Here is a 21,359-nt window from a genome sequence, read left to right as displayed (position 1 = left end):
TCCAACGACCAGCGCTGGTTCGGCATCAAAGGCAATGTCATCGGTGCCCGCGTGCCGATGGCCCGCTTCCGCCCGCCACGACGGCGCACGTGCAGCCGTTCCTCGCGGTAGATGCGGAACAGGCGCTTGTGGTTCACCACATGGCCCTCACGCCGCAGGAACACGTGCAGCCGACGGTAGCCGAACCAGCGGCGCACCCGCGCCAACTCCTTCAGCCGCTCGCGCAGCACAGGGTCGTCCTGCCGGATCGCCTCGTAGCGCATGGTCATGCGGCAGCAGCCGATCACCCGACACGCCCGCCGTTCGCTCATCCCGTGGCCCGCCACCAGATGCGCGACCGCTTGCCGCTTTCCGGCGGGCGTCACCACTTTTTTCCCAGAAGATCTTTCAGCGCCGCATTGTCGAGCATCGCATCGGCCAGCAGCCGCTTCAGGCGAGCATTCTCATCCTCTAGCCCCTTCAGCCGCTTCGCCTCGCTGACATCCATACCACCATACTTGGCCTTCCACTTGTAAACGGTGGCATCGCTGACGCCATGCTTGCGGCAAAGATCGGCAACGGAAATCCCAGCCTCATGCTCTTTCAAAATACCGATGATCTGATCTTCGGTGAACCTGCTGCGCTTCATCTCTGGTCCTCTCGGTTGGGCCAGAGTCTACGTCAAACTGGATTAGCCGCAGGGGGCAACGTCAGGGAGCTTCAGACCGCTGAAGGCAAGCTCTACCTCTTTGTCGACAGTGATCGGACCAGCAAGTTCGCGGTCACCCAGCTGGTCGATAAAGCCGACAGGAAGACAGCCTGGGAGTTCTTTCAGCACAGACGCGATGAATGCGTGGCACGCCCGCAAGCACAGTGGCTCGACACGGCGCGTCTGGCGCAAGATCCATCTCGGGATCGACGAGGAAACGCTGGAGGTTAGGGCCGTCGAGATCACGGGGAGCCATATCGGTGACACACCGGTGCTCTCCGGCCTTCTCGGCCAGATCCCGGCGGGCCAGGAAATCGGCAGCGTCACCGCCGACAGTGGCTGCGACACCCGCAAATGCCACGATGCCCTCGCCGACCGCGGCGCCCGCGCTGTCATCCCGCCACGCAAGAACGCCAAGCCGTGGAAGACCATCACCGCCGGAGCCATGGCCCGAAACGAGGCACTGCGCGCCGCGAAATGCCTCGGCCGGACCTTCTGGCGACGATGGAGCGGATACCACCGCCGAAGCTGCGTCGAGACGAAGAGGCACTGTGTAAACCTGCTGGGATAGTGCCTCATGGCACGGGACTTCGACCGCCAGATCGCGAAGATCCAGGTCCGTATCGCCGTGCTGAACGGCTATACCGCACTCTGCATACCCGTCACGGAAGCTGTGGGATAGGGCCGTCCGGGGAAAGGGGAACCTCGGCCATCACCCAATTTGTGCAATAGAGCCTCTCTTACCCATCCATCTTCAACGCCTGAATGAACGCCGTCTGCGGGATCTCCACCTTGCCGAACTGGCGCATCTTCTTCTTGCCGGCCTTCTGCTTCTCCAGCAGCTTCTTCTTCCGCGTTGCATCCCCGCCATAGCACTTGGCCGTCACGTCCTTGCGCATCGCGCTCAGCGTCTCGCGGGCGATCACGCGCGCGCCGATGGCCGCCTGGATCGGGATCTTGAACATGTGCCGGGGGATCAGTTCCTTCAGCTTTTCGACCATCACCCGACCGCGCGCCTCGGCGCGGTCGCGGTGGACCATGATGGACAGCGCGTCCACGGGTTCGTCGTTCACCAGGATCGACATCTTGACGAGGAAATCCTCGCGGTATTCCGAAATCTGATAGTCGAAGCTGGCATAGCCCTTGGTCACGGATTTCAGGCGGTCGTAGAAGTCGAACACCACCTCGGCCAGCGGCAGGTCATAGACCACCATCGCCCGGCTGCCCGCATAGGTCAGGTCCAGCTGGATGCCGCGGCGGTCCTGGCACAGTTTCAGCACGTCGCCCAGGTATTCGTCGGGGACCATAATCGTGGCCTTGATGCGTGGTTCCTCGATATGGTCCACATGGGTCAGGTCGGGCATGTCGGCGGGGTTGTGCAGGTCGCGGACCTCTCCGTCGCGCATGTGCAGCTTGAAGACCACCGACGGCGCGGTGGTGATCAGGTCCAGGTCGTATTCGCGTTCCAGCCGGTCGCGGATCACCTCGAGGTGCAGCAGCCCCAGGAAGCCGCAGCGGAAGCCGAAGCCAAGCGCGGCCGAGGTCTCCATCTCATAGCTGAAGGACGCGTCGTTGAGCGCCAGCTTTTCGATAGCGTCGCGCAGGGCTTCGAAATCGTTGGCGTCGACGGGGAACAGCCCGCAGAAGACCACCGGCTGGGCGGGCTTGAAACCGGGCAGCGCGGCCTCGGCGCCCTTCTTTTCATGGGTGATGGTGTCGCCGACGCGGGTGTCGCGGACCTGCTTGATGGATGCGGTGAAGACGCCGATCTCGCCCGGTCCCAGTTCGGGGATGTCGACCATCTGCGGGGTCAGCACGGCCAGCTTGTCGATGCCGTAGACCGCGCCGGTCTGCATCATCTTCACGCGGTCGCCCTTGCGGATCACCCCGTCCATGACGCGGATCATCACCACCACGCCCAGATAGGCGTCATACCAGCTGTCCACCAGCATCGCCTTCAGCGGAGCGTCGCGGTCGCCCTTGGGAGCGGGCAGGCGGGTGACGATGGCTTCCAGCACGTCGGGGATGCCCAGGCCGGTCTTGGCGGAAATCGGGATCGCGTCGGATGCGTCGATGCCGATCACTTCCTCGATGTTTTCCTTGACGCGTTCAGGTTCCGCCGCCGGCAGGTCGATCTTGTTCAGGACCGGCACGATCTCGTGGCCCGCGTCGATGGCCTGATAGACATTGGCCAGCGTCTGCGCCTCGACCCCCTGGGACGCGTCCACGACCAGCAGAGATCCCTCGACGGCGCGCATGGACCGGCTGACCTCGTAGGCGAAGTCGACATGGCCCGGCGTGTCGATCAGGTTCAGGATATAGGTCTGGCCGTCCTTCGCCGGATAGACGATGCGGACGGTGTTGGCCTTGATGGTGATGCCGCGTTCGCGTTCGATATCCATGCTGTCCAGCATCTGGGCCTTCATGTCGCGGTCGGCGACAGTGCCCGTCGACTGGATCAGCCGGTCGGCCAGGGTGGATTTGCCGTGGTCGATATGGGCCACGATCGAGAAATTGCGGATCAGGGAAAGCTCGGTCATGGCCGGGCTATACAAGGGCGCGGGCCGCGCGGGAAGGGAATTTTGCAGCCCTAGGGCCTGGCCAGATGCGCCCTGCGCAGCCGCGCTTCTCGCCACATGGAATAGATGCCCGCCCCGGCGATCAGCGCGGCCCCGGTCAGGGTCAGCGCGTCGGGACGTTCGCGGAAAACGCCGACCGCCAGCAGCAGCGCGAACAGCAGCCGGGAATAGCGGAAGGGCGCGATCACGGCGATTTCCGCGATGCGGGTGGCGATCACCATGGTGATGTATCCCAGCAGGCCAAAGCACAGCGTCGCGGCCATCAGCGCCCCCTGCCCCGGCGTCGGCACCACCGCCGATTGCCCGCCCAGGATCAGCAGCACCAATCCGGCGGCACCCATCGACCCGAATGCCCCGGCGGACAGCAGACCCGATCCGACCTCGGGCGGCAGGCGGCGGGTGATCAGGTCGCGCACGGCCAGCGTCATCACCGCGATGACGGCGAAGATCGAGCTGACCTCGAAAGACGCGGTGCCGGGCTTGACGATCAACAGCACGCCCGCAAAGCCCACGGCGATGGACAGCCAGCGGCGCCAGCCCACCTGTTCGCCCAGAAACAGTGCCGCGCCCAGCGTCATCAGCAGCGGCTGGGCTTGCAGGATGGCCGAGGCGATGGACAGATCTCCGGTCGCCAACGCGGTGACGAAGGTAACCGCGCAGACCCCCTCGCACAGGTTGCGGATGACCACTTGCGGGCGCAGCAGGGTGCGCAGGCGCAGCCCCTCGGGTCCGACGGCGATCCAGATGCCGAAGACGACCATTCCTGCAACGCCGATCACGGCCAGCAGCTGCCCGGTGGGGATGCTGCCGGACAGGGCCTTCAGCAACGCGTCCTCGGCGGCAAAGGCGGCCATGGCCAGGACCATCAGCAGGGCGGCGCGCAGGTTATGCATGGCGGGATTCCAGCCGGTCGATCAGGGCGGGCAGGTCGGCGATGGTCTTCAGCCGATGGGCACGGGGATGATCGGGCGCCTCGGCATGTTCGACGACCCAGGTCAGGTCATGCGGGATGAAGACGCCGTGACCGCCCAGTTCGACGACCGGCAACACGTCGCTTTTCATCGAATTGCCGGCCATCAGAAAACGGTCTGGTGCGACGCCTGCGCGAAACAGCACACGGGCATAGGATTCGGGCGACTTGTCGGCAATGATCTCGACGGCGTCGAAGCGGTCTGCCAGCCCGGATGCGGCGATCTTGCGTTCCCGGTCGATCAGGTCGCCCTTGGTGATCAGGATCAGCCGGCGCCCCGTCAGCGCATCAAGCGCCTGCGGAACGCCCGGCAGCAAATCGACCGGATGGGCCAGCATCTCCTGCCCCAGTTCCAGGATCCGGCCGATGGCGCGGCCGTCGATACGCCCGTCGGTCAGTTCGATGGCGGTCTGGACCATCGACAGCATGAAGCCCTTGATGCCGAAACCATAGCGGGCCAGGTTCGCGCGTTCCACGTCCAGCAACCGGCTGGCGATGTCGGCGCCTTCAGCATGATCGCCCAGCAGGGCGACGAATTCGCCCTCGGTCACGCGGAAAAACGTCTCGTTTTCCCACAGGGTGTCGTCGGCATCCAGTCCGATGGCCTCGATCATCGCATCCCCCGTCTTGCCGTCGCCGTCATGCAGGATCATGCTGGCGCAAGCTTGTCAAACCCCCGAAAGGATTGCCATGACCTTCACCGTTCCCGACATGACCTGCGGCCATTGCAAGGCTGCCATCGAGGCCGCCATCGCCGAGGCGGGCGGACGTGCCACGGTCGACCTGGCGCAGAAGACCGTCGCGGTGGACGGCCTGGACGCAGGCCGCGCCGCCCAGGCGATTCGCGACGCCGGATACGAGGTCAGCCCCGCCTGACCGACGCAACGCCTTGACGCCGCAGGCGAAGCCCTGCGGCACAGCGCCTGATTGAGCGGGCGGACCCTTTCTGATACCGTTGCAGGCGGATGGGCACCCAGACCGGGACAACCGGCGCCCGCCATCGCAGACAAGGCAACCGAGGAGACAGTTCATGCTCAACCGCATCGTCATTGCGGCCGCGGCCATCATGATGACCGCGCCCCTGGCCATGGCCGGCCCGATCGACAGCGCCTGCGTCCGATCCGACCGCGCACGCGGCAATGCGCCGCTCTGCGGCTGCATCCAGCAGGTCGCGAACCAGACCCTGTCGCGGTCCGATCAGCGCCGCGCCGCGTCCTTCTTCCGCGACCCGCACGAGGCGCAAGAAGTTCGGATGTCGAAATCCAACGCGGACAACGCCTTCTGGGCGCGCTACAAGCGGTTCGCATCCCAGGCCGAGGCTTACTGCCGCTAAGCCCGTGCGCATCACCGTCCTGACCGGCGCAGGTATTTCCGCCGAAAGCGGGCTTGCCACCTTCCGCGCCAGCGACGGCCTGTGGGAAAACCACCGGGTCGAGGACGTGGCCACGCCCGAGGGCTTTGCCGCCGATCCCGAACTGGTCCACCGCTTCTACAACATGCGGCGCGCGGCCGCCGCCGGGGCGCGGCCGAATGCCGCGCATCTGGCGCTGGCCGACCTGGCGCGGCGGCACGACCTGACGCTGGTCACGCAGAATGTCGACGACCTGCACGAACGCGCGGGCAGCCCGCACGTCATCCACATGCACGGCAGCCTGACCGGCGCGCTGTGCGCGGCCTGCGGGCATCGCTGGCCCGCGCCGCCGGTCATGTCCCCCGACGACCCCTGCCCCGCCTGCGCCCGCCCTTCCACGCGCCCGGATATCGTCTGGTTCGGCGAAATGCCCTATCACATGGAACGCATCTGGGACGCGCTGGAAAGCGCCGATCTGTTCGCGGCCATCGGCACCTCGGGCAATGTCTATCCGGCGGCGGGGTTTGCCCAGGCTGCTCGGCGCGGCGGTGTCGAATGCGTGGAACTGAACCTGGACAACAGCGCCAACGCCCGCGATTTCCATCGGCGGATCACCGGGCCTGCCAGCCGCACGGTGCCCGACTGGGTGGCCTCGCTGGGCTGATTGCGCTTGCCTGCGCGCCAGTCCCTGGGCTATGGCGGCGATGCCTCGGTTCCGGGTTCCAAGCCCGGTTAAAAGGGAACGCGGTGAAATTCCGCGACTGCCCCCGCAACTGTCAGCGGAGAGCCGGGCCGGACAACGCCACTGGTCCCCCAGGACCGGGAAGGCCCGGCCAAGCCGTGACCCGCAAGTCAGGAGACCTGCCGAACGCGATCACCCTGACGGCGTGCGAGGGGCGCGCCGGAAACGGAAACTTCCGTCGTGGTGGTGTCGCTGTCCGACGGGCCAAATCCTTTCGGACGAACCGCATCGCGCCCCGGCCCGAATGCCGGATAGCTGGAAGGATGTCATTCGTGACCGCAAGACCCATTTTCCCGGCCCTGCCCATTACCCTGCTTGCCGCCCTGGCCCTGACCACGGCGCTGCCCGCCGCCGCGCAGGACGCGGCCCCCGGCGCCATCGTCCTGGACGACATCACCCTGACCGCCAACCGCGAGGCCACCGATCTGGCCCGGTCGGGCAGTTCCGTTTCCGTGCTGGGCGCCGATGACCTGGCAGATCGCGCGGGCCAGCCCCTGGCCCGCAGCCTGTCGCGCCTGCCGGGCGTGACGCTGCGCCAGTCGGGACCGCTGGGCACCACGGGATCGCTGATCCTTCGCGGCGCCCCGGCGCAATACCTGCCCGTCGTGATCGACGGCATCGAGGTGTCGGATCCGGCCGCGGGCCAGCCTTCTTATGACATCGGCGGAATGATCGGCCAGTCCGTGAACCGGGCCGAACTGCTGCGCGGCGCGCAATCGGCGCTGTACGGCTCGCGCGCGGTGGCGGGGGTGCTGTCGCTGCAATCCCTGCGCCCGACCGAAGACGGGTTGCACCACCATTTCGGGATCGAGGCGGGCAGCTTCGACACCCTGACCGCCAGCTATGGCGCAACCCTGCGCCGCGCCGATGCCGACCTGGCCTTCCAGGTCAGCCATATCCGCAGCGACGGCTTTTCCGCGCGCGACGAACGGGACGGCAATTTCGAGGATGACGGATACGAGGCGACGCGCCTGTCCTTCTATTCCGCCTATGCGCTGGAAAGCGGCGCCACCATCGGCTTCAATGGCTTCTGGGAAGACAGCACCGGCGATTTCGACGATTTCGGCGGCGACGTGACGGGGACGCCGGGCGACGACTACAACGACCGCGAAAGCTATGGCCTGCGCGGCTTCGCGCAATTCCAGACCGGCGCCGTCGATCACGAGATCGCCCTGACGCGTTACCGCATCGACCGGCAAAGCTGGTCTAACGGCACCGTCACGCCCTTTGTGGGCACGCGCACGAAACTGTCTTGGCAGGGTGCAACCGACCTGGGTGGAGGCGTGCGCGCCGTGTTCGGCGCCGATACGGAAAAAGAGGAAGCCCAAGGCAATGGCGAGGCCCGCCTGAACGGCGTCTTCGTGGAAACGACCACGGCGCTTGGCGACCGGATCGACGTGACGACATCGGTTCGGCGCGACGATCATTCGCGCTTCGGCGGCTTCACCTCGGGCCGGGTGACAGCGATCTGGCGCGCGGCCGACGACCTGCTGTTCCGCGCCGCCCTGGGCAACGGCTTCCGGGCGCCCTCGCTTTACGAACTGTTCGGCCCCTATGGCAACGCCTCGCTGGAACGCGAGGAAAGCCGCACCCATGAGGTGGGCGTGGAAAAACAATGGGGCGACAGCCATCTGCGTGCGACCGCCTTCTGGCTGCGGGCGAACAACCTGATCGGCTGGGACGATCGCGGCACCACCGACTGGTCGGACGACGGCTATAACCAGGTGCCGGGCACTGCCCGCCGCCGGGGGGTGGAAATCGACGGGCGCTACGCCTTCGGCGGGGGTCATGCGCTGACCGCCAGCTATACCTTCATCGACAATCAGGTCGATTCGGAATGGGCCAAGGTGCCCGAACGCACCCTAAACCTGGGGGCCGAGACGGTCCTTGCCACCGGCACCACAGCGGGCATCCAGATCCAGCATGTCGCGGGCCGTCCGAACGACATGGACGACTTCACCACCGTGGACCTGCTGGTCAGCCACCCCGTCCGCGACAATGCCACCGCCTATCTGCGGCTGGAGAACGCCCTTGACGAGGATTACCAGTGGGTCGACGGCTATGGCACAGCGGGCAGGGCGATCTATGCGGGGCTGCGTGCGTCGTTCTAGGGCGATCCTTGCGGCGGCGGCGCTGATCGCCACCGCCCTGCCCGCCGCCTCCAAGACAACGGGGGCGGCGCCGCAGCGCGTGGTGTCGATGAACCTGTGCAGCGACCAGCTGGCGATGCTGCTGGCGGCACCGGGCCAGCTGATCTCGGTCAGCGACCTGGCGTCCGATCCGCGCATGTCGCCGATGGCGGACCGGGCGGCGGATTATGCGAAGAACACCGGCCGGGCCGAGGAGATCTATCTGATGCGGCCCGATCTGGTGATCGCCGGCACCTATAGCGGGACCGCGACGGTGGCGATGCTGCGCCGCCTGGGCATCCGGGTCGAGACCCTGCCCCCCGCCGAAAGCCTGGACGCGATCCGTGCGGAAATCCTCCGCATGGGCGATCTGCTGGGCCGCCCCCAGGCCGCGCGCGATCTTCTGGACCGCTTCGACGCCGACCTGGCCCAGGCGCGCAGCCCCGACCGCCGGGGCCGCGCGGCGCTGTATTACGCGAACGGCTTCACCTCGGGGCGCGCGACGCTGGCCGGGACGATCCTGGATGCGGCGGGCTATGACAATGTGGCGGGCGATTACGGCATCGCGACCACCACCCCCCTGCCGATGGAACTGCTGGTGATGACCCGCCCCGACCGGCTGATCACCGGCGCGAAATGGCCCGGCCAGTCGCGGGGCGAAGCGATCCTGGACCACCCCGCCCTGTCCGCCATCGCCCCGGCCGAGGGGCAGGTGACCGACCGCGATTGGGTCTGCGGCACGCCCTTCATCGTCCAGGCCATCGGGTCGCTGCGATGAGGGGGCTGTTCGTCGTCCTGTCCGGCCTGGTGGCCGCGCTGTTCCTGGCCTCGCTGCTGACCGGGCCTGCGGGATTGCCGGTGACGGATTCACTGCGCGCCCTGGTGCTGGGCGGCGACGGCCCGCTGCCCATCGTGATGCGCGAAATCCGCCTGCCCCGCGCGATCCTGGGGGTCGCAGTGGGCGCCGGGCTGGGCCTGACCGGCGCCGCCCTGCAAGGCTATCTGCGCAACCCGCTGGCCGAACCCGCGCTGATCGGCGTCTCGGGCATGGCCGCGCTTGGGGCGGTGCTGGCGATCCAGACCGGGCTGTCGATGGCGGCGGTCCTGGCCCTGCCCCTGGCCGCGCTTGCGGGGGCGGCGGTCGGCGTCAGCCTGCTGGTGGCGCTGGCTGGGCCGCGCGGAGGCTCGGTCACGCTGATCCTGGCGGGGGTCGCCATTTCGGCACTCGCGGGCGCAGGCACGGCCCTGGTGCTGAACCTGTCGCCCAACCCCTATGCCGCGAACGAGATCGTCTTCTGGCTGATGGGATCGCTGGCCGACAGGTCCATGCTGCATGTCTGGCTGGCCCTGCCGCCGATGGTCCTTGGCGCCGCGCTGATCCTGTCCACCCGCCGCGCCCTGGACGCGCTGACCTTGGGCGAGGCCGCGGCCCAGGCGATGGGCGTGTCCGCCGCCGCGCTGCGCTGGCGGCTGGTCGCGGGCACGGCGCTGATCGTCGGCCCGGCCACGGCCGTGGCGGGGGCCATCGGCTTCGTGGGCCTTGTCGTCCCGCATATCCTGCGCCCCTGGGTCGGCGCGCGGCCGTCCGCCCTGCTGCCCGCCTCGGCTCTTGGCGGCGCGGCTCTGTTGCTGGGGGCCGACATCGCCGTGCGGCTGATCGTTCCCGACCGCGACCTGAAGCTGGGGGTGCTGACCGCCATCGTCGGCGCGCCGCTGTTCCTGCACCTGATCTGGAAAACCCGCAGCGGGGGGCGCGTCTGATGGTCCTGCGTCTGTCCGGCCTGTCCGTCACCCGCCGCAACCGCCCGGTGCTGCACGGCGTCTCTCTGGTCTTGGAGCGGGCCGAGTTCGTCGGCCTGATCGGTCCCAACGGCGCCGGGAAATCCACCCTGATGGAGGCCGCGCTTGGCCTGATCCCCTTTTCCGGCGCCTCCAGCCTGGCCGCCATGACGCCCGGCGCGCGCGCCCGCCACGCCGCCTATCTGCCGCAATCGCGAGAGATCGCCTGGCCGCTCAGCGTTGAGGATCTGGTGGCCCTGGGCCGCATCCCCTGGCCAGGCGGCGGCCGCAGCGGCATCGACCGCATCGCCACCGACGCGGCCATCGCCCGCATGGGCTTGCAGGCGTTCCGCAAGCGCACCGCCCTGCGCCTGTCGGGGGGCGAACAGAACCGCGCCCTGATCGCCCGCGCCCTGGCGCAGGACACGCCCCTGCTGATCGCCGACGAACCCGTCGCGGGGCTGGATCCGGCGCAGCAACTGGCCTGCCTGCGGCTGTTCCGCGATCTGGCGGCGGAAGGGCGGACGGTCCTGGCCTCGATCCACGACCTGGGGCTGGCGGCGCGGTTCTGCACGCGGCTGGTGCTGGTCTCGGACGGGCGGGTGCTGGCGGACGGTTCGGCCGATGCGGTGCTGCGCGACGACCTGCTGCGCCGCGCCTTCGGCATCACCGTGCGCCGGGTCGACACGCCGGACGGCCCCGCCATCCTGCCGGTCTAGCCGATGGCCGACAGAACCTCGTCCGTCAGCGCGGCGATTTCGTCCCGCGCGGGGCCGCTGCGGACGCGTTCCAGCGCGCCAACGCCCTGGCCCAGGGTTTCGGCATAAAGCACCCGGTTCGACACCTGCGTCCCGGCCACTTCCGCCCCCAGTTCTGAGGCCTTCTGCGCGACCTCGGCCGAGAGGCGGGTGTTGGGGCGCACGCGGTTCATCACCACCAGCACCGGGGCCTTTTCGCGTCGCGCCAGATCCAGCACGCCCTCGGTCGCCCACAGGTCGACATGGCTGGTCGCCACCGGCACCAGCACCAGATCGGCCACCCGCAAAGCCGGGCGCAGGTCGCTGTCGATCTTGGGCGGCGTGTCGATGATGACGAAATCGAACCGCTTTTTCAGCTTCTCGGATTCGTAGCTGGCCCCCCAGGCCGACGAGGTCGAGAAATCCATCGCCTCGTCCTCGCCCTGGGCCTGCATCCGTTCGATGAACCAGCGGCCCAGGCTGCCCTGCGGATCGGTGTCGATCAGGGCCACCGAATGGCCGCGTTCATGCAGGCTGACGGCCAGATTGACAGCAAGGGTCGTCTTGCCCGACCCGCCCTTCTGCTGCGCGACCGTGATGATCCTGCCTGCCATCGCCTGCTGTCCCCCGCCTGACGTATCGGAAGGTTAGCCGTCGCCCGGTGCGATTGCACGGCCTTTTTGCAGATGCAGCATCAGTCGTCGAAAACCGCCTGGACCTCGTACATCACCGGCTCGAAGCTTTTGCACATGCCGTGGATTTCCCGGTTGCGGCGGCGCATCTCCTCGCTGCGCAGCATGGCCTGGTAATCCTTGCGGTCGCGCCATTGCGAATAGGTGGCGATGCGAGTCTGCGCGTCGTTCAGGTGGATCGCCCCCGACACGAATCCCGGCTGGCGGCGGATCACCTGGTCCCAGGCATCGGTCAGCAGATCCAGCACGTCATGGGCGCTGCCGGGCGTCACCTCGAAGGTGGTGATGACGGTCTGTCCGTCGAAATCGCGGCTGATGTCGGGCATGGCTGGCGTCTCCCTTGGCTTGCAAGGTCCAGCCTAACGCCGAATCGCGGCCTGCGCCAAGCGCGGCCATTGCCGCCCGCGCCCGGATGTGCATGGTCGGCACAAAGCAAGGAGAAGCGGATGATCCCGGTATTCGACGGCCACAACGATTTCCTGCAACGCGTGGTGGCATCCGGCCCCCAGGTCTGGACCCAGGGCGACGGCACCGGCCATCTCGACCTGCCCCGCGCCCGCGCGGGCGGGCTGGTGGGCGGCTTCTTCGCGATCTGGATCCCGGCGCCCCACGGCCCCAACGACGCCGCCGCCGTCGCGCTGATGGAAAACCCACCCTTCGCGATGCCCCTGCCCGATCAGATCCCCTATGCCGAGGCCCTGCCCCACGCCTTCGCCCAGGCCAGCGCGCTGAAGGCCCTGGAGCGGACCGGAACGCTGGACATCGTGACGACAGCGCGCGGCCTGCGCGACACTGTGGCGGCGGGCCGGATCGCGGCGATCATGCACATGGAAGGCGCCGAGGCGATTCCCGACATGGACGCGCTGCATCTGTGGCACGCGGCGGGGTTGCGGTCGCTGGGTCCGGTCTGGTCGCGGCCCACCGCTTACGGCCACGGAGTGCCCTTCGCCTTTCCATCATCGCCCGACACCGGCGACGGCCTGACCCCGGCGGGCAAGACCCTGGTCCGCGAATGCAACGCCCTGCGGATCATGCTGGACCTGTCGCACCTGAACGAGACCGGGTTCAACGACCTGGCCGCCCTGTCCGACGCGCCCCTGGTCGCCAGCCACAGCTGCGTTCACGCGATCAGCGAAAGCAGCCGCAACCTGACCGAGCGGCAATTGCGGATGATCGCCGACAGCCGCGGGCTGGTCGGCCTGAACTTCGCCTCCAGCTTCCTGCGCGAGGACGGCCGCCGCTTGCCGTTGGAGGGTTTCGACACCATGCTGCGCCACCTGGATCACCTGCTGGGGATCCTGGGCGAGGACGGGGTGGCGCTCGGCTCGGATTTCGACGGGGCGCTGATGCCGCGCGATTTGCCCGACGCAGCCGCCCTGCCCGCGCTTCTGGACGCGATGGCCGCGCATGGCTATGGCGAAACGCTGATCCGCAAGATCGCCAGCGAAAACTGGATCGGCTTGCTGGAACGCACCTGGGGGGAATAGCCGCCCCTTCTTAGCGCAATATCCTTGGGATGAGACGCGCCCCAGAAAAGGTCCAGCGGACCTTTTCTGGGGCGAACGCCCACCGCAATGCGGGGCAGGATCGGGGACGAAGCGCCCCGACCATCGCAGGCTTCTATTCCGTGGCGGTGGCCTGCGGATCGGCGATGGGCGCCGCCTGCGCCATGGCCACCATCTGCGCCAGTTCGGGATCGGCGTTCAGGTCGGCCAGGGCAAAGCTGCCCGTCACGTCTTCGGGCGACAGCTTGATGTTCTTGACCACCTGCGGACCGGGTGCAGCAGGACCATAGGTCTGGCCGTTCACCGCAAAATAGACCGCGCCCGAATTGCCGGTGCGCAGGACAGGCGGTTCCTCAAGCGTCGGCAGGGTGAAGCGTTCCCCGGCATCCATGATCTTTTCCAGCAGGACCGTGCCATCGGCCGAGGTCACGCGCACCCAGGCAGGCCGCGCCGCCAGCAGTTCCAGGGCGGGCGCGTCGGGCGCCACGGTGATCGCGGCGGCGCCGGGCTGTTCCGGCATCGGCGGGCCGAAGGCCGCGTTGCCTGCCTCGGCCAGGGCGCGCTGAATGTCGGTCGCAGCGGCGACGGGAGCAGCCTGGGCGACGGCCATGTCCTGCGGCGCGGGAACCTGGGACAGGCCGGGATCGATGGCGGCGATGGGACCGTCGCGCGCGGTCAGGACCGGCGCCTCCAGGATCTGCGGACGATACAGCCTGTCCAGCCCTTCGGGCTGCGGCAGGGCCTGGGCCAGGTCGGTGGTGTCGGACAGATCCAGGGCGGGTTCGGCCATGCCCGACCCCTGGACCGGATCCAGCGCGGTGACGACGCCCGGCGCATTCTCGCCCGGTGTCAAGGTCACGCGCTGAACCTCTTGCAAGAGGGCCCAACCGCCATAACCCAGTCCGCAGACCAGGGCGATCAGAACCAGAAGAGCGCCGATGGCGCGCGGTTCGATATCCGACCAGAAGCTTTCCTGCTGGGGGATGAACAGCGCCTTGGGATTGGCCAGGGCCTCGACCGGGTCGGAGGGCCGCTTGGCAGGCTTCGGCCCGGCGGCGGTGGGCGCCATGCCATGCGTGGGCTGGAAACCCGATTCCAGGCAGAACCGCCGGAAGGTCCAGTCGGTATCCATGCCCAGATATCGCGCATAGGACCGAACATAGCCCGACACGAAGCTGGGGGTGTCGAAGGCGGTGATGTCGCAATTCTCGATCGCGGCGACGTAAGAGGCCCGAATGCGCAATTCGCGCTGCACATCCAGTAGCGACTTGCCCATCGTCGCCCGTTCGCCCCGCATGATGTCGCCAAGGCGCGTGTCGTTGTCGAGGAAATGGTCCACTTCCTCCACCTGCCTATTCTCCTCTGCCGGGTAATCAACCCGCAGCCTGCTCATGACCTGTCCGCCTCATCGCCCAATGCCGGAAACGCCCGAATCAGACGTTACCTTTTGTTGTTTAACGCGAGCTTATCACGCAGGCGAGAGCAGTTCATCCGCCGAATGTATCAGGCGCTCATTTCCTGGCGGTTGAGTGCGCAATGCGACCACAACTTGTCCATTGCCTTGACCAGATGATCGATCTGGCGGGGCGCATGGACCGGGGACGGGGTGAAGCGCAGCCGTTCCGTGCCGCGCGGCACGGTGGGGAAGTTGATCGGCTGGACATAGATGCCATAGTCCCGCAGCAGCATGTCCGACAGCATTTTGCAGTGGACAGGATGGCCGACATGGACCGGCACGATATGGCTGCCGTGGTCGATGATCGGCATTCCCAGGGACTTCAGCCGCATCTTCAGGATCCGGGCGTGCAGTTGCTGGGCGTCGCGCAGGTGCTGGCCCTCGGCCCCCTTCAGGAAGGCGATCGAGGCCGCGGCCCCCGCCGCCACCGCGGGCGGCAGAGAGGTCGTGAAGATGAAGCCCGGCGCATAGGACCGGATCGCGTCCATCATCTTGGCCGTCCCGGCGATATAGCCGCCGAAGACGCCGAAGGCCTTGCCCAGGGTGCCGTTGAAGATGTCGATGCGGTCCATCAGCCCGTCGCGTTCCGCCACGCCGCCGCCGCGCGGCCCGTACATGCCGACCGCATGAACCTCGTCCAGATAGGTCAGGGCGTTGAATTCGTCCGCCAGATCGCAGATCGCCTTGATCGGACCGAAATCGCCGTCCATCGAATAGATGGACTCAAAGGCGATCAGCTTGGGCAGGGCCGGATCGTCGGCGGCCAGCAACTGCCGCAGATGGGCAACGTCGTTGTGGCGGAAAATCCGCTTGGCGCCGTCGAAGCGCTTGATCCCCTCGATCATGGACGCATGATTCAGCTCGTCCGAATAGATGATCAGGCCGGGAAACAGCTTGCGCAGCGTCGAAAGCGTCGCGTCATTGGCGATATAGGCGCTGGAAAACACCAGGGCCGCTTCCTTGCCGTGCAGATCGGCCAGTTCGGCCTCTAGCCTTTTATGATAGACGGTGGTGCCGGAAATGTTGCGCGTCCCGCCCGACCCGGCGCCCACGGCGTCCAGGGCCTCGTGCATCGCCTCCAGCACCACGGGATGCTGGCCCATGCCCAGATAGTCGTTGCCGCACCAGACGGTGATGTCCTGCGTTTCGCCATCGGGGCGCGTCCAGACGGCCTGCGGGAATTGACCCTTCGTCCGCTCGATGTCGATGAAGGTGCGATAGCGCCCTTCCTCATGCAGCCGACCGATAGCCTGGTCCAGGGCGGCATCATAATTCATTGCGGGCGTTCCCTTGCATAGCTGGCTGGGTGCAATCATTGTCAGATCGCGCGCGGTCTTGCGTTGATACATGTCAAACGACGCGAATGACAGGTTAAAATTGTCGCAGGTCGACCAAAGGACCATGCAAAAATCCTATAAAACGACTCGGAAAGCAGAGGACAGGATGACACAGGATACCACATTGGACGCCGTCCTGGATCGGCTGGATCGGGGCCTGGACGCCGCGCTCGACCGGCTTTGCGCCTTTCTGCGCATCCCCTCGATCTCGACCGATCCGGCCCATGCGGGCGATGTGCGGGCGGCGGCCGAGTGGCTGCGCGACGAATTGGCGGGGCTGGGCTTTGACGCCTCGATCCGCGACACGGCGGGCCATCCGATGGTGGTCGCCCGGTCGCAGCCCGGCGGGGCGCGGCCCCTGCTGTTCTATGGCCATTACGACGTGCAGCCGGTCGATCCGTTGTCCCTGTGGGACCGCCCGCCCTTCGACCCGCTGATCGATGAGACGCCCGACGGCAGGGTCATCCGCGCGCGCGGCGCGTCCGACGACAAGGGCCAGCTGATGACCTTCGTCGAGGCGTTCCGCGCCTGGCGCGACGTCCACGGCGAATTGCCCAGCGACCTGATCCTGCTGTTCGAGGGAGAGGAGGAATCCGGCTCACCCTCGCTGCGGCCGTTCCTGCGCGACAACGCCGACGAGCTGCGGGCGTCGCTGGCGATGATCTGCGACACCGAATTGTTCGGCGGCACCCGCCCGGCCATCGTCACGCAGCTGCGCGGCCTGGTGGGCGAGGAGGTCGTGATCCGCGGCGCCGACCGCGACCTGCATTCCGGCCTCTTCGGCGGGCTGGCGGCCAATCCGATCATGGTCCTGGCCCAGGCGCTCGCCGCGCTGAAGGACGCCGACGGCCGCGTCACCCTGCCCGGCTTCTATGACGGCGTGCAGGATCTGGCGCCCGATCTGCGCCGCGACTGGGAATCGCTGGGCTTCGACGCGGGCGCGATGCTGGGCCGGGTGGGCCTGTCCGATCCGATCGGCGAAAGGGGCCGAATGCCGGTCGAGATGGCCTGGAACCGCCCCACCGCCGAAATCAACGGCATCGCCGGCGGCTATACCGGCGAGGGATTCAAGACGGTGCTTCCGGCCGAGGCGCGCGCCAAGGTCAGCTTTCGCCTGACCGGCACCCAGGATCCGGCGGCGATCCGCGCCGCCTTCCGGAACCATGTACGAGGCTTCCTGCCCGCCGATTGCACGGTGGAATTCCACGAACACGGCGGCAGCCCGGCCAGCGTGATGGATACCTCGGACCCGGCCTTCACCGCCGCGCGCCGCGCCCTGGGCGACGAATGGGGGCAGGACGCGGCCTTCATCGGCAGCGGCGGGTCGATCCCCATCGCGGGGGATTTCAAGTCCATTCTGGGCATGGGTTCGATGCTGGTGGGCTTTGCCCGCGACGACGACCGCATCCATTCCCCGAACGAGAAATACGACGTGAACAGCTTCGCCAGGGGCGCGCGGTCCTGGGCGCGGATCATCGCGGCGCTGCGATAAGGAAAAAGGCGGGGAAAACCCCCGCCCTCCTCTTCTGTGCCGAAATATCCCGGGGTGAGGTCCGCAGGACCGAGGGGCAGCGCCCCTTACGCCTTCGGCTGGCAATAGCTCTGGCTGCTGGTCCAGGCGGCAATGTCGGCGCGCTTCGAGGCATTGCGCAGCGGCGCCCAGTCGCGGGCGATGCCGCGCCAGCCGCCTTCGGCCTGGGCGACGGCATTGTCGCGTGCCACCTGCCGCGACATGATCTTGACCGCGCAGGACATGTTGTCGCCGCCGTTCCTGATGTTGCCGTCGCAGCCGTAATGACGCCAGGTCGCGGGCGAGATCTGCATCAGGCCCAGCCACTTGCCGCCGCCGCCGCTGGCCTGCGGGTTGTAGGTGCTTTCGTGCTTGGCCACCGCCGACAGCAGACCCGCCCAGAACGCCTTGCGCCCGGTGGTGTTCAGTTCGGCATAATTGGGGCAATAGGTGTGGATGTCGCCCGGCACGTTCGACAGGATCGTGACCCCCTCGCGGTCCAGAGCGGCCAGCGTGGCCTGCGTCCACTGCTCGGACCCGGCTGCCTGTCCCCACCGCATCGGCGGCTTGCTTGCCAACTGCATTTGCTGCGCGTCGGCCTGCGCCTTGCTTTCGGGTTGCGGGGACAGGGTGGACTGGCACGCGGCCAGAAACGCCAGGGCGGCCAGGGGCACAAGCGCAGCGCGCATCAGAACCTCAAAGGGTTGTTTCGTCAGCCCATCCCCTTATCCGGCCCGGAAAATCGCGCAAGCCTGCCCCGGAATCGTCGGCGGCATCGCGCCAAGCGACGGATTTCCGATGGTCGGAAATCCGCCGATGGCCCGTTTAACACCCCGGCGTTAACGATTTATGCGCCCGTTTCGTGCCAACCCGCGATTCGCCGGAGCCTGCCGCTTTTGGCCCGCCGCCCCCGTGACATCATCGGCGCGCTGACCTAAAAGACCTGCACATGCAAAATCCGCCAGCCCGATCCGAGGTTTCCGATGCTCGACCATCTTTCCTTCACCGCGCCCCAGCCCAAGACCATCGCCGGGGCCAAGGGCGACTGGGAACTGGTCATCGGGCTTGAGGTCCATGCCCAGGTCGCCTCGAATGCGAAGCTGTTTTCCGGCGCCTCGACCGGCTTCGGGGCGGAACCGAACAGCCATGTGGCCTTCGTCGATGCCGCCATGCCGGGGATGCTGCCGGTCATCAACGAATTCTGTGTGGCCCAGGCGGTGCGCACGGGCCTGGGCCTGAAGGCCGCGATTAACCTGCGCTCGGCCTTCGACCGCAAGAACTATTTCTACCCGGACCTGCCGCAGGGCTACCAGATCAGCCAGCTTTATCACCCCATCGTGGGCGAGGGCGAGGTGATCGTGGACATGGCGCCCGGCGTCGCCCGCCGCGTCCGCATCGAACGCATCCACCTGGAACAGGACGCGGGCAAGTCGATCCACGACATGGACCCCAACATGTCCTTCGTCGACCTGAACCGCACCGGCGTCGCGCTGATGGAAATCGTCAGCCGCCCCGACATACGCGGCCCCGAGGAGGCGGCGGCCTATGTCGCGAAGCTGCGCCAGATCATGCGCTATCTGGGCACCTGCGACGGCAATATGCAGAACGGGAACCTGCGCGCCGACGTGAACGTCAGCGTCTGCAAGCCGGGCGATTACGAACGCTATCAGGAAACCCAGGATTTCAGCCACCTGGGCACCCGCTGCGAGATCAAGAACATGAACTCGCTGCGCTTTATCCAGGCCGCCATCGAATACGAGGCGCGCCGCCAGATCGCCATTATCGAGGATGGCGGCACGGTGGTGCAGGAAACCCGCCTGTATGATCCCGACAAGGGCGAGACGCGGTCGATGCGGTCCAAGGAGGAAGCGCACGATTACCGCTATTTCCCCGACCCCGACCTGCTGCCGCTGGACATCGAACAGGCCTGGGTCGATGAGATCGCAGGCCGGATGCCCGAACTGCCGGATGAGAAGAAGGCCCGTTTCGTCAAGGAAATGGGCCTGTCGGAATACGACGCGGGCGTGCTGACGGCCGAGGTCGAGAACGCCGACTACTTCGAGGCGGTGGTCGGTGGCGGAGATTCGGGGGGCCGCGACGGCAAGATGGCCGCGAACTGGGTCATCAACGAACTGTTCGGCCGCCTGAACAAGGAGGGCCTCGGCGTCGAGACCTCGCCCGTCTCGGCAGCCCAGCTTGGCGGCGTGATCGACCTGATCGGCTCGGGCGCGATTTCCGGCAAGATCGCCAAGGATCTGTTCGAGATCCTCTGGACCGAAGGGGGGGATCCCGCGCAGATCGTGGAAAGCCGCGGCATGAAGCAGGTCACCGACCTGGGCGCCATCGAAAAGGCGGTGGACGACATCATCGCGGCCAACCCCGCCCAGGTGGAAAAGGCCAAGGCCAATCCGAAACTGGCCGGCTGGTTCGTGGGCCAGGTGCTGAAGGCCACCGGCGGCAAGGCCAATCCGGCGGCGGTCAACGACCTGGTCGCCCGGAAGCTGGGCATGTGACGGACCGGCGGCCTGCCGCCGGAACATCCCACAGGCTGTCAAGTTACAGGGCGCGGCCCGCCGGAAAAGAAGGAAGCATCCCTTGAGCCATTTCGAATACAGCGTCGTGCCCGCACCCTCGCGTGGCGAAAAGGCCAAGGACGCCAAGACGCCGGGCGACCGCTATGCCGTCGCCCTGACTGCCGAACTGAACCGCATGGCGCGCGACGGCTGGGAATATGTCCGCGCCGACGTGCTGCCCAGCGAGGAACGCAGCGGCCTGACCGGGCGCAGCACCGTGTATCACAACCTGCTGGTCTTCCGCCGCGCGGTTTCAGCCCCGGCAGCCGGGACGATGGCGCGCCAGCCGCAGCCGGAATACCCCGCCGCAGCCTCGCCCGCGCGCGCGCCCGAACCCGTGCCGGCTCTGCCGCAGGCGGCGGCGCCGCAGCCCAGCGATCATTCCACAGGCAGCCCGGTCGTCGCGGCGACGGAAGACGCAACGCCCCCTGCTCCTCGCACCGCCCCGTTACAGGGATAACGGTCAGGCCGCGCGGGCCTGCACCGGCGGGACGAACGGCTGCACCGTCACGCTGTCGCGGTCGAAGATGCAGAAGCTGCCCGGCGGCACCTCGGTCCAGTCGTTCTCATCGGTTTCCAGCGGCTCGGACACCACGGCGCGGCCGTTACGGGTCTGGGACCAGCGGTGGAACAGGCTGGGCGCCTGATCGTCGCTGGCATGGCGGATCGCGTAAAGGCGCTGCCCATCGGAAAACGCGCAGGCCGCCCGCACATGGGGCGCGCTGCCCCGCCGCATCGCCAGGTCGGTCAGCCGCGCCATCGCCCGTTCCATCGCGCCCTTGGGATCGCGGTCCAGCCCCTCGCCCAGGGCGATCAGGAACAGCGCCTCGCTGTCGGTGGCGCCTTTGCGGTGAGGATAGAATTCGTCGGTGATCATCACGTCGGCATCGCGGCGAAAACCGTCATAGCCGCCGAACTGGCCGTTATGCATGAAGCTCCATCGGCCGGCGACGAAGGGGTGACAGTTGGTCCGGCTGGTCGCCGTTCCGGTGGATGCGCGGACATGCGCCATGAACAGCCCCGACCGGACCTGGGCGACCAGGCTGTGCAGGTTCGGATCGGACCAGGCGGGCATCACGTCGCGGTAAAGCCCCGGTTCGGGCCGGTCGCCATACCAGGCCAGCCCGAACCCGTCCGCGTTGACCGCCGTGACGCAGCGCCGCGCGCCCTGGCTTTGCCGGATCAGCGAGTGATCCGGGCGGCTGACGATGTCTTCCAGAAAGATCGGTTGGCCCACATAGGCGGCCCAACGGCACATGACCCTGCCCCTTCGTGTCTTCTTTCCGTCATGAATACCACGAAAGGATGAAG

The 21,359-nt window shown here is 67.3% G+C and carries 20 protein-coding genes, 3 pseudogenes and 1 riboswitch; of the genes and pseudogenes, 13 read left to right on the top strand and 10 right to left on the bottom strand.

Features of this window, described 5'->3' with window-relative positions:
- Positions 1–628: pseudogene (locus ACTJI6_RS14955) on the bottom strand (transposase); the annotation flags it as partial.
- Positions 629–685: 57 nt separating this feature from the next.
- Between ACTJI6_RS14955 and ACTJI6_RS14950 the strand changes: the two are divergent.
- Together ACTJI6_RS14950 and ACTJI6_RS14945 are read left to right on the top strand one after the other, a co-directional pair.
- Positions 686–817: pseudogene (locus tag ACTJI6_RS14950) on the top strand (IS481 family transposase); the annotation flags it as partial.
- 16 nt (positions 818–833) lie between these two features.
- Positions 834–1,370: pseudogene (locus ACTJI6_RS14945) on the top strand (IS5 family transposase); the annotation flags it as partial.
- 58 nt (positions 1,371–1,428) lie between these two features.
- Here ACTJI6_RS14945 and lepA read toward each other — a convergent pair.
- The 3 genes from lepA to ACTJI6_RS14930 are packed head-to-tail and all read right to left on the bottom strand — an operon-like array spanning position 1,429 to position 4,890.
- Positions 1,429–3,228: a translation elongation factor 4 gene (gene lepA, locus ACTJI6_RS14940; RefSeq protein WP_440801806.1), complete on the bottom strand. Its 1,800-nt coding sequence runs from the start codon at positions 3,226–3,228 to the stop codon at positions 1,429–1,431.
- Between the two features lie 50 nt (positions 3,229–3,278).
- Positions 3,279–4,160, bottom strand: a complete 882-nt coding sequence (locus tag ACTJI6_RS14935) for a DMT family transporter (protein ID WP_440801805.1) — start codon at positions 4,158–4,160, stop codon at positions 3,279–3,281.
- Positions 4,153–4,890 carry an HAD family hydrolase gene (locus tag ACTJI6_RS14930; RefSeq protein WP_440801802.1) on the bottom strand — a complete coding sequence of 246 codons (738 nt, stop codon included), beginning with the start codon at positions 4,888–4,890 and terminating at the stop codon, positions 4,153–4,155. The genes ACTJI6_RS14935 and ACTJI6_RS14930 overlap by 8 nt, the downstream gene beginning before the upstream one ends.
- A gap of 37 nt (positions 4,891–4,927) precedes the next feature.
- On the opposite strand from ACTJI6_RS14930, the gene ACTJI6_RS14925 reads away from it, so the two are divergent.
- The 7 genes from ACTJI6_RS14925 to ACTJI6_RS14895 all read left to right on the top strand — a co-directional run bounded on the left by ACTJI6_RS14925 (position 4,928) and on the right by ACTJI6_RS14895 (position 10,957).
- Positions 4,928–5,113 (top strand): heavy-metal-associated domain-containing protein, encoded by a 186-nt coding sequence (locus ACTJI6_RS14925; protein ID WP_440801800.1) that lies wholly within the window; start codon positions 4,928–4,930, stop codon positions 5,111–5,113.
- Between the two features lie 154 nt (positions 5,114–5,267).
- Complete coding sequence (locus ACTJI6_RS14920; RefSeq protein ID WP_126155353.1) at positions 5,268–5,570, top strand: hypothetical protein; 303 nt, start codon at positions 5,268–5,270, stop codon at positions 5,568–5,570.
- A gap of 4 nt (positions 5,571–5,574) precedes the next feature.
- Positions 5,575–6,252 (top strand): NAD-dependent deacylase, encoded by a 678-nt coding sequence (locus ACTJI6_RS14915; protein WP_440801798.1) that lies wholly within the window; start codon positions 5,575–5,577, stop codon positions 6,250–6,252.
- A 29-nt stretch (positions 6,253–6,281) separates the two neighbouring features.
- Positions 6,282–6,471: riboswitch (cobalamin riboswitch) on the top strand.
- 131 nt (positions 6,472–6,602) lie between these two features.
- Complete coding sequence (locus ACTJI6_RS14910) at positions 6,603–8,441, top strand: TonB-dependent receptor plug domain-containing protein (RefSeq protein ID WP_440801795.1); 1,839 nt, start codon at positions 6,603–6,605, stop codon at positions 8,439–8,441.
- Complete coding sequence (locus ACTJI6_RS14905; RefSeq protein ID WP_440801793.1) at positions 8,428–9,237, top strand: ABC transporter substrate-binding protein; 810 nt, start codon at positions 8,428–8,430, stop codon at positions 9,235–9,237. Before ACTJI6_RS14910 ends, ACTJI6_RS14905 begins: the two co-directional genes overlap by 14 nt.
- Entirely contained in the window at positions 9,234–10,220 is a 987-nt protein-coding gene (locus ACTJI6_RS14900) for a FecCD family ABC transporter permease (protein WP_440801791.1), read from the top strand. The genes ACTJI6_RS14905 and ACTJI6_RS14900 overlap by 4 nt, the downstream gene beginning before the upstream one ends.
- Entirely contained in the window at positions 10,217–10,957 is a 741-nt protein-coding gene (locus ACTJI6_RS14895; protein WP_440801809.1) for an ABC transporter ATP-binding protein, read from the top strand. The genes ACTJI6_RS14900 and ACTJI6_RS14895 overlap by 4 nt, the downstream gene beginning before the upstream one ends.
- Here the strand turns inward: ACTJI6_RS14895 and parA are convergent.
- The gene (parA, locus tag ACTJI6_RS14890; RefSeq protein WP_440801790.1) at positions 10,954–11,589 is read right to left on the bottom strand and encodes a ParA family partition ATPase; all 636 of its coding nucleotides are present in this window, start codon (positions 11,587–11,589) and stop codon (positions 10,954–10,956) included. The genes ACTJI6_RS14895 and parA overlap by 4 nt on opposite strands.
- Before the next feature lie 80 nt (positions 11,590–11,669).
- On the bottom strand, positions 11,670–11,993 hold the full coding sequence (locus ACTJI6_RS14885) for an antibiotic biosynthesis monooxygenase family protein (protein WP_440801788.1): 324 nt from the start codon (positions 11,991–11,993) through the stop codon (positions 11,670–11,672).
- A gap of 120 nt (positions 11,994–12,113) precedes the next feature.
- Here ACTJI6_RS14885 and ACTJI6_RS14880 point away from each other — a divergent pair, with 120 nt between their 5' ends.
- Positions 12,114–13,154, top strand: coding sequence for a dipeptidase (locus tag ACTJI6_RS14880; RefSeq protein WP_440801785.1), 1,041 nt, complete (start codon positions 12,114–12,116; stop codon positions 13,152–13,154).
- 133 nt (positions 13,155–13,287) lie between these two features.
- Here the strand turns inward: ACTJI6_RS14880 and ACTJI6_RS14875 are convergent, their stop codons facing one another.
- Both ACTJI6_RS14875 and hemA read right to left on the bottom strand, forming a co-directional pair.
- The gene (locus ACTJI6_RS14875; RefSeq protein WP_440801783.1) at positions 13,288–14,565 is read right to left on the bottom strand and encodes a RodZ domain-containing protein; all 1,278 of its coding nucleotides are present in this window, start codon (positions 14,563–14,565) and stop codon (positions 13,288–13,290) included.
- A gap of 110 nt (positions 14,566–14,675) precedes the next feature.
- Positions 14,676–15,905, bottom strand: a complete 1,230-nt coding sequence (gene hemA, locus ACTJI6_RS14870; RefSeq protein WP_440801780.1) for a 5-aminolevulinate synthase — start codon at positions 15,903–15,905, stop codon at positions 14,676–14,678.
- A 166-nt stretch (positions 15,906–16,071) separates the two neighbouring features.
- Here hemA and ACTJI6_RS14865 point away from each other — a divergent pair, with 166 nt between their 5' ends.
- Complete coding sequence (locus ACTJI6_RS14865) at positions 16,072–17,457, top strand: M20/M25/M40 family metallo-hydrolase (RefSeq protein ID WP_440801778.1); 1,386 nt, start codon at positions 16,072–16,074, stop codon at positions 17,455–17,457.
- A gap of 86 nt (positions 17,458–17,543) precedes the next feature.
- Here ACTJI6_RS14865 and ACTJI6_RS14860 read toward each other — a convergent pair whose 3' ends face one another.
- Positions 17,544–18,164: a lytic transglycosylase domain-containing protein gene (locus ACTJI6_RS14860; RefSeq protein WP_440801776.1), complete on the bottom strand. Its 621-nt coding sequence runs from the start codon at positions 18,162–18,164 to the stop codon at positions 17,544–17,546.
- Positions 18,165–18,458: 294 nt separating this feature from the next.
- On the opposite strand from ACTJI6_RS14860, the gene gatB reads away from it, so the two are divergent.
- Together gatB and ACTJI6_RS14850 are read left to right on the top strand one after the other, a co-directional pair.
- On the top strand, positions 18,459–19,988 hold the full coding sequence (gene gatB / locus ACTJI6_RS14855; RefSeq protein ID WP_440801775.1) for an Asp-tRNA(Asn)/Glu-tRNA(Gln) amidotransferase subunit GatB: 1,530 nt from the start codon (positions 18,459–18,461) through the stop codon (positions 19,986–19,988).
- Positions 19,989–20,070: 82 nt separating this feature from the next.
- On the top strand, positions 20,071–20,508 hold the full coding sequence (locus ACTJI6_RS14850; RefSeq protein WP_440801774.1) for a DUF4177 domain-containing protein: 438 nt from the start codon (positions 20,071–20,073) through the stop codon (positions 20,506–20,508).
- A 3-nt stretch (positions 20,509–20,511) separates the two neighbouring features.
- On the opposite strand, the gene ACTJI6_RS14845 is transcribed toward ACTJI6_RS14850, so the two are convergent.
- On the bottom strand, positions 20,512–21,306 hold the full coding sequence (locus ACTJI6_RS14845; protein ID WP_126155366.1) for a class II glutamine amidotransferase: 795 nt from the start codon (positions 21,304–21,306) through the stop codon (positions 20,512–20,514).
- Positions 21,307–21,359 lie beyond the last annotated feature (53 nt).

This window comes from Paracoccus sp. 22332, assembly GCF_052045125.1.
Taxonomy (GTDB): domain Bacteria; phylum Pseudomonadota; class Alphaproteobacteria; order Rhodobacterales; family Rhodobacteraceae; genus Paracoccus; species Paracoccus haematequi_A.
The sequence above is the reverse complement of the archived record's forward strand: the minus strand, read 5'-3'. Positions and strand labels throughout refer to the sequence as shown.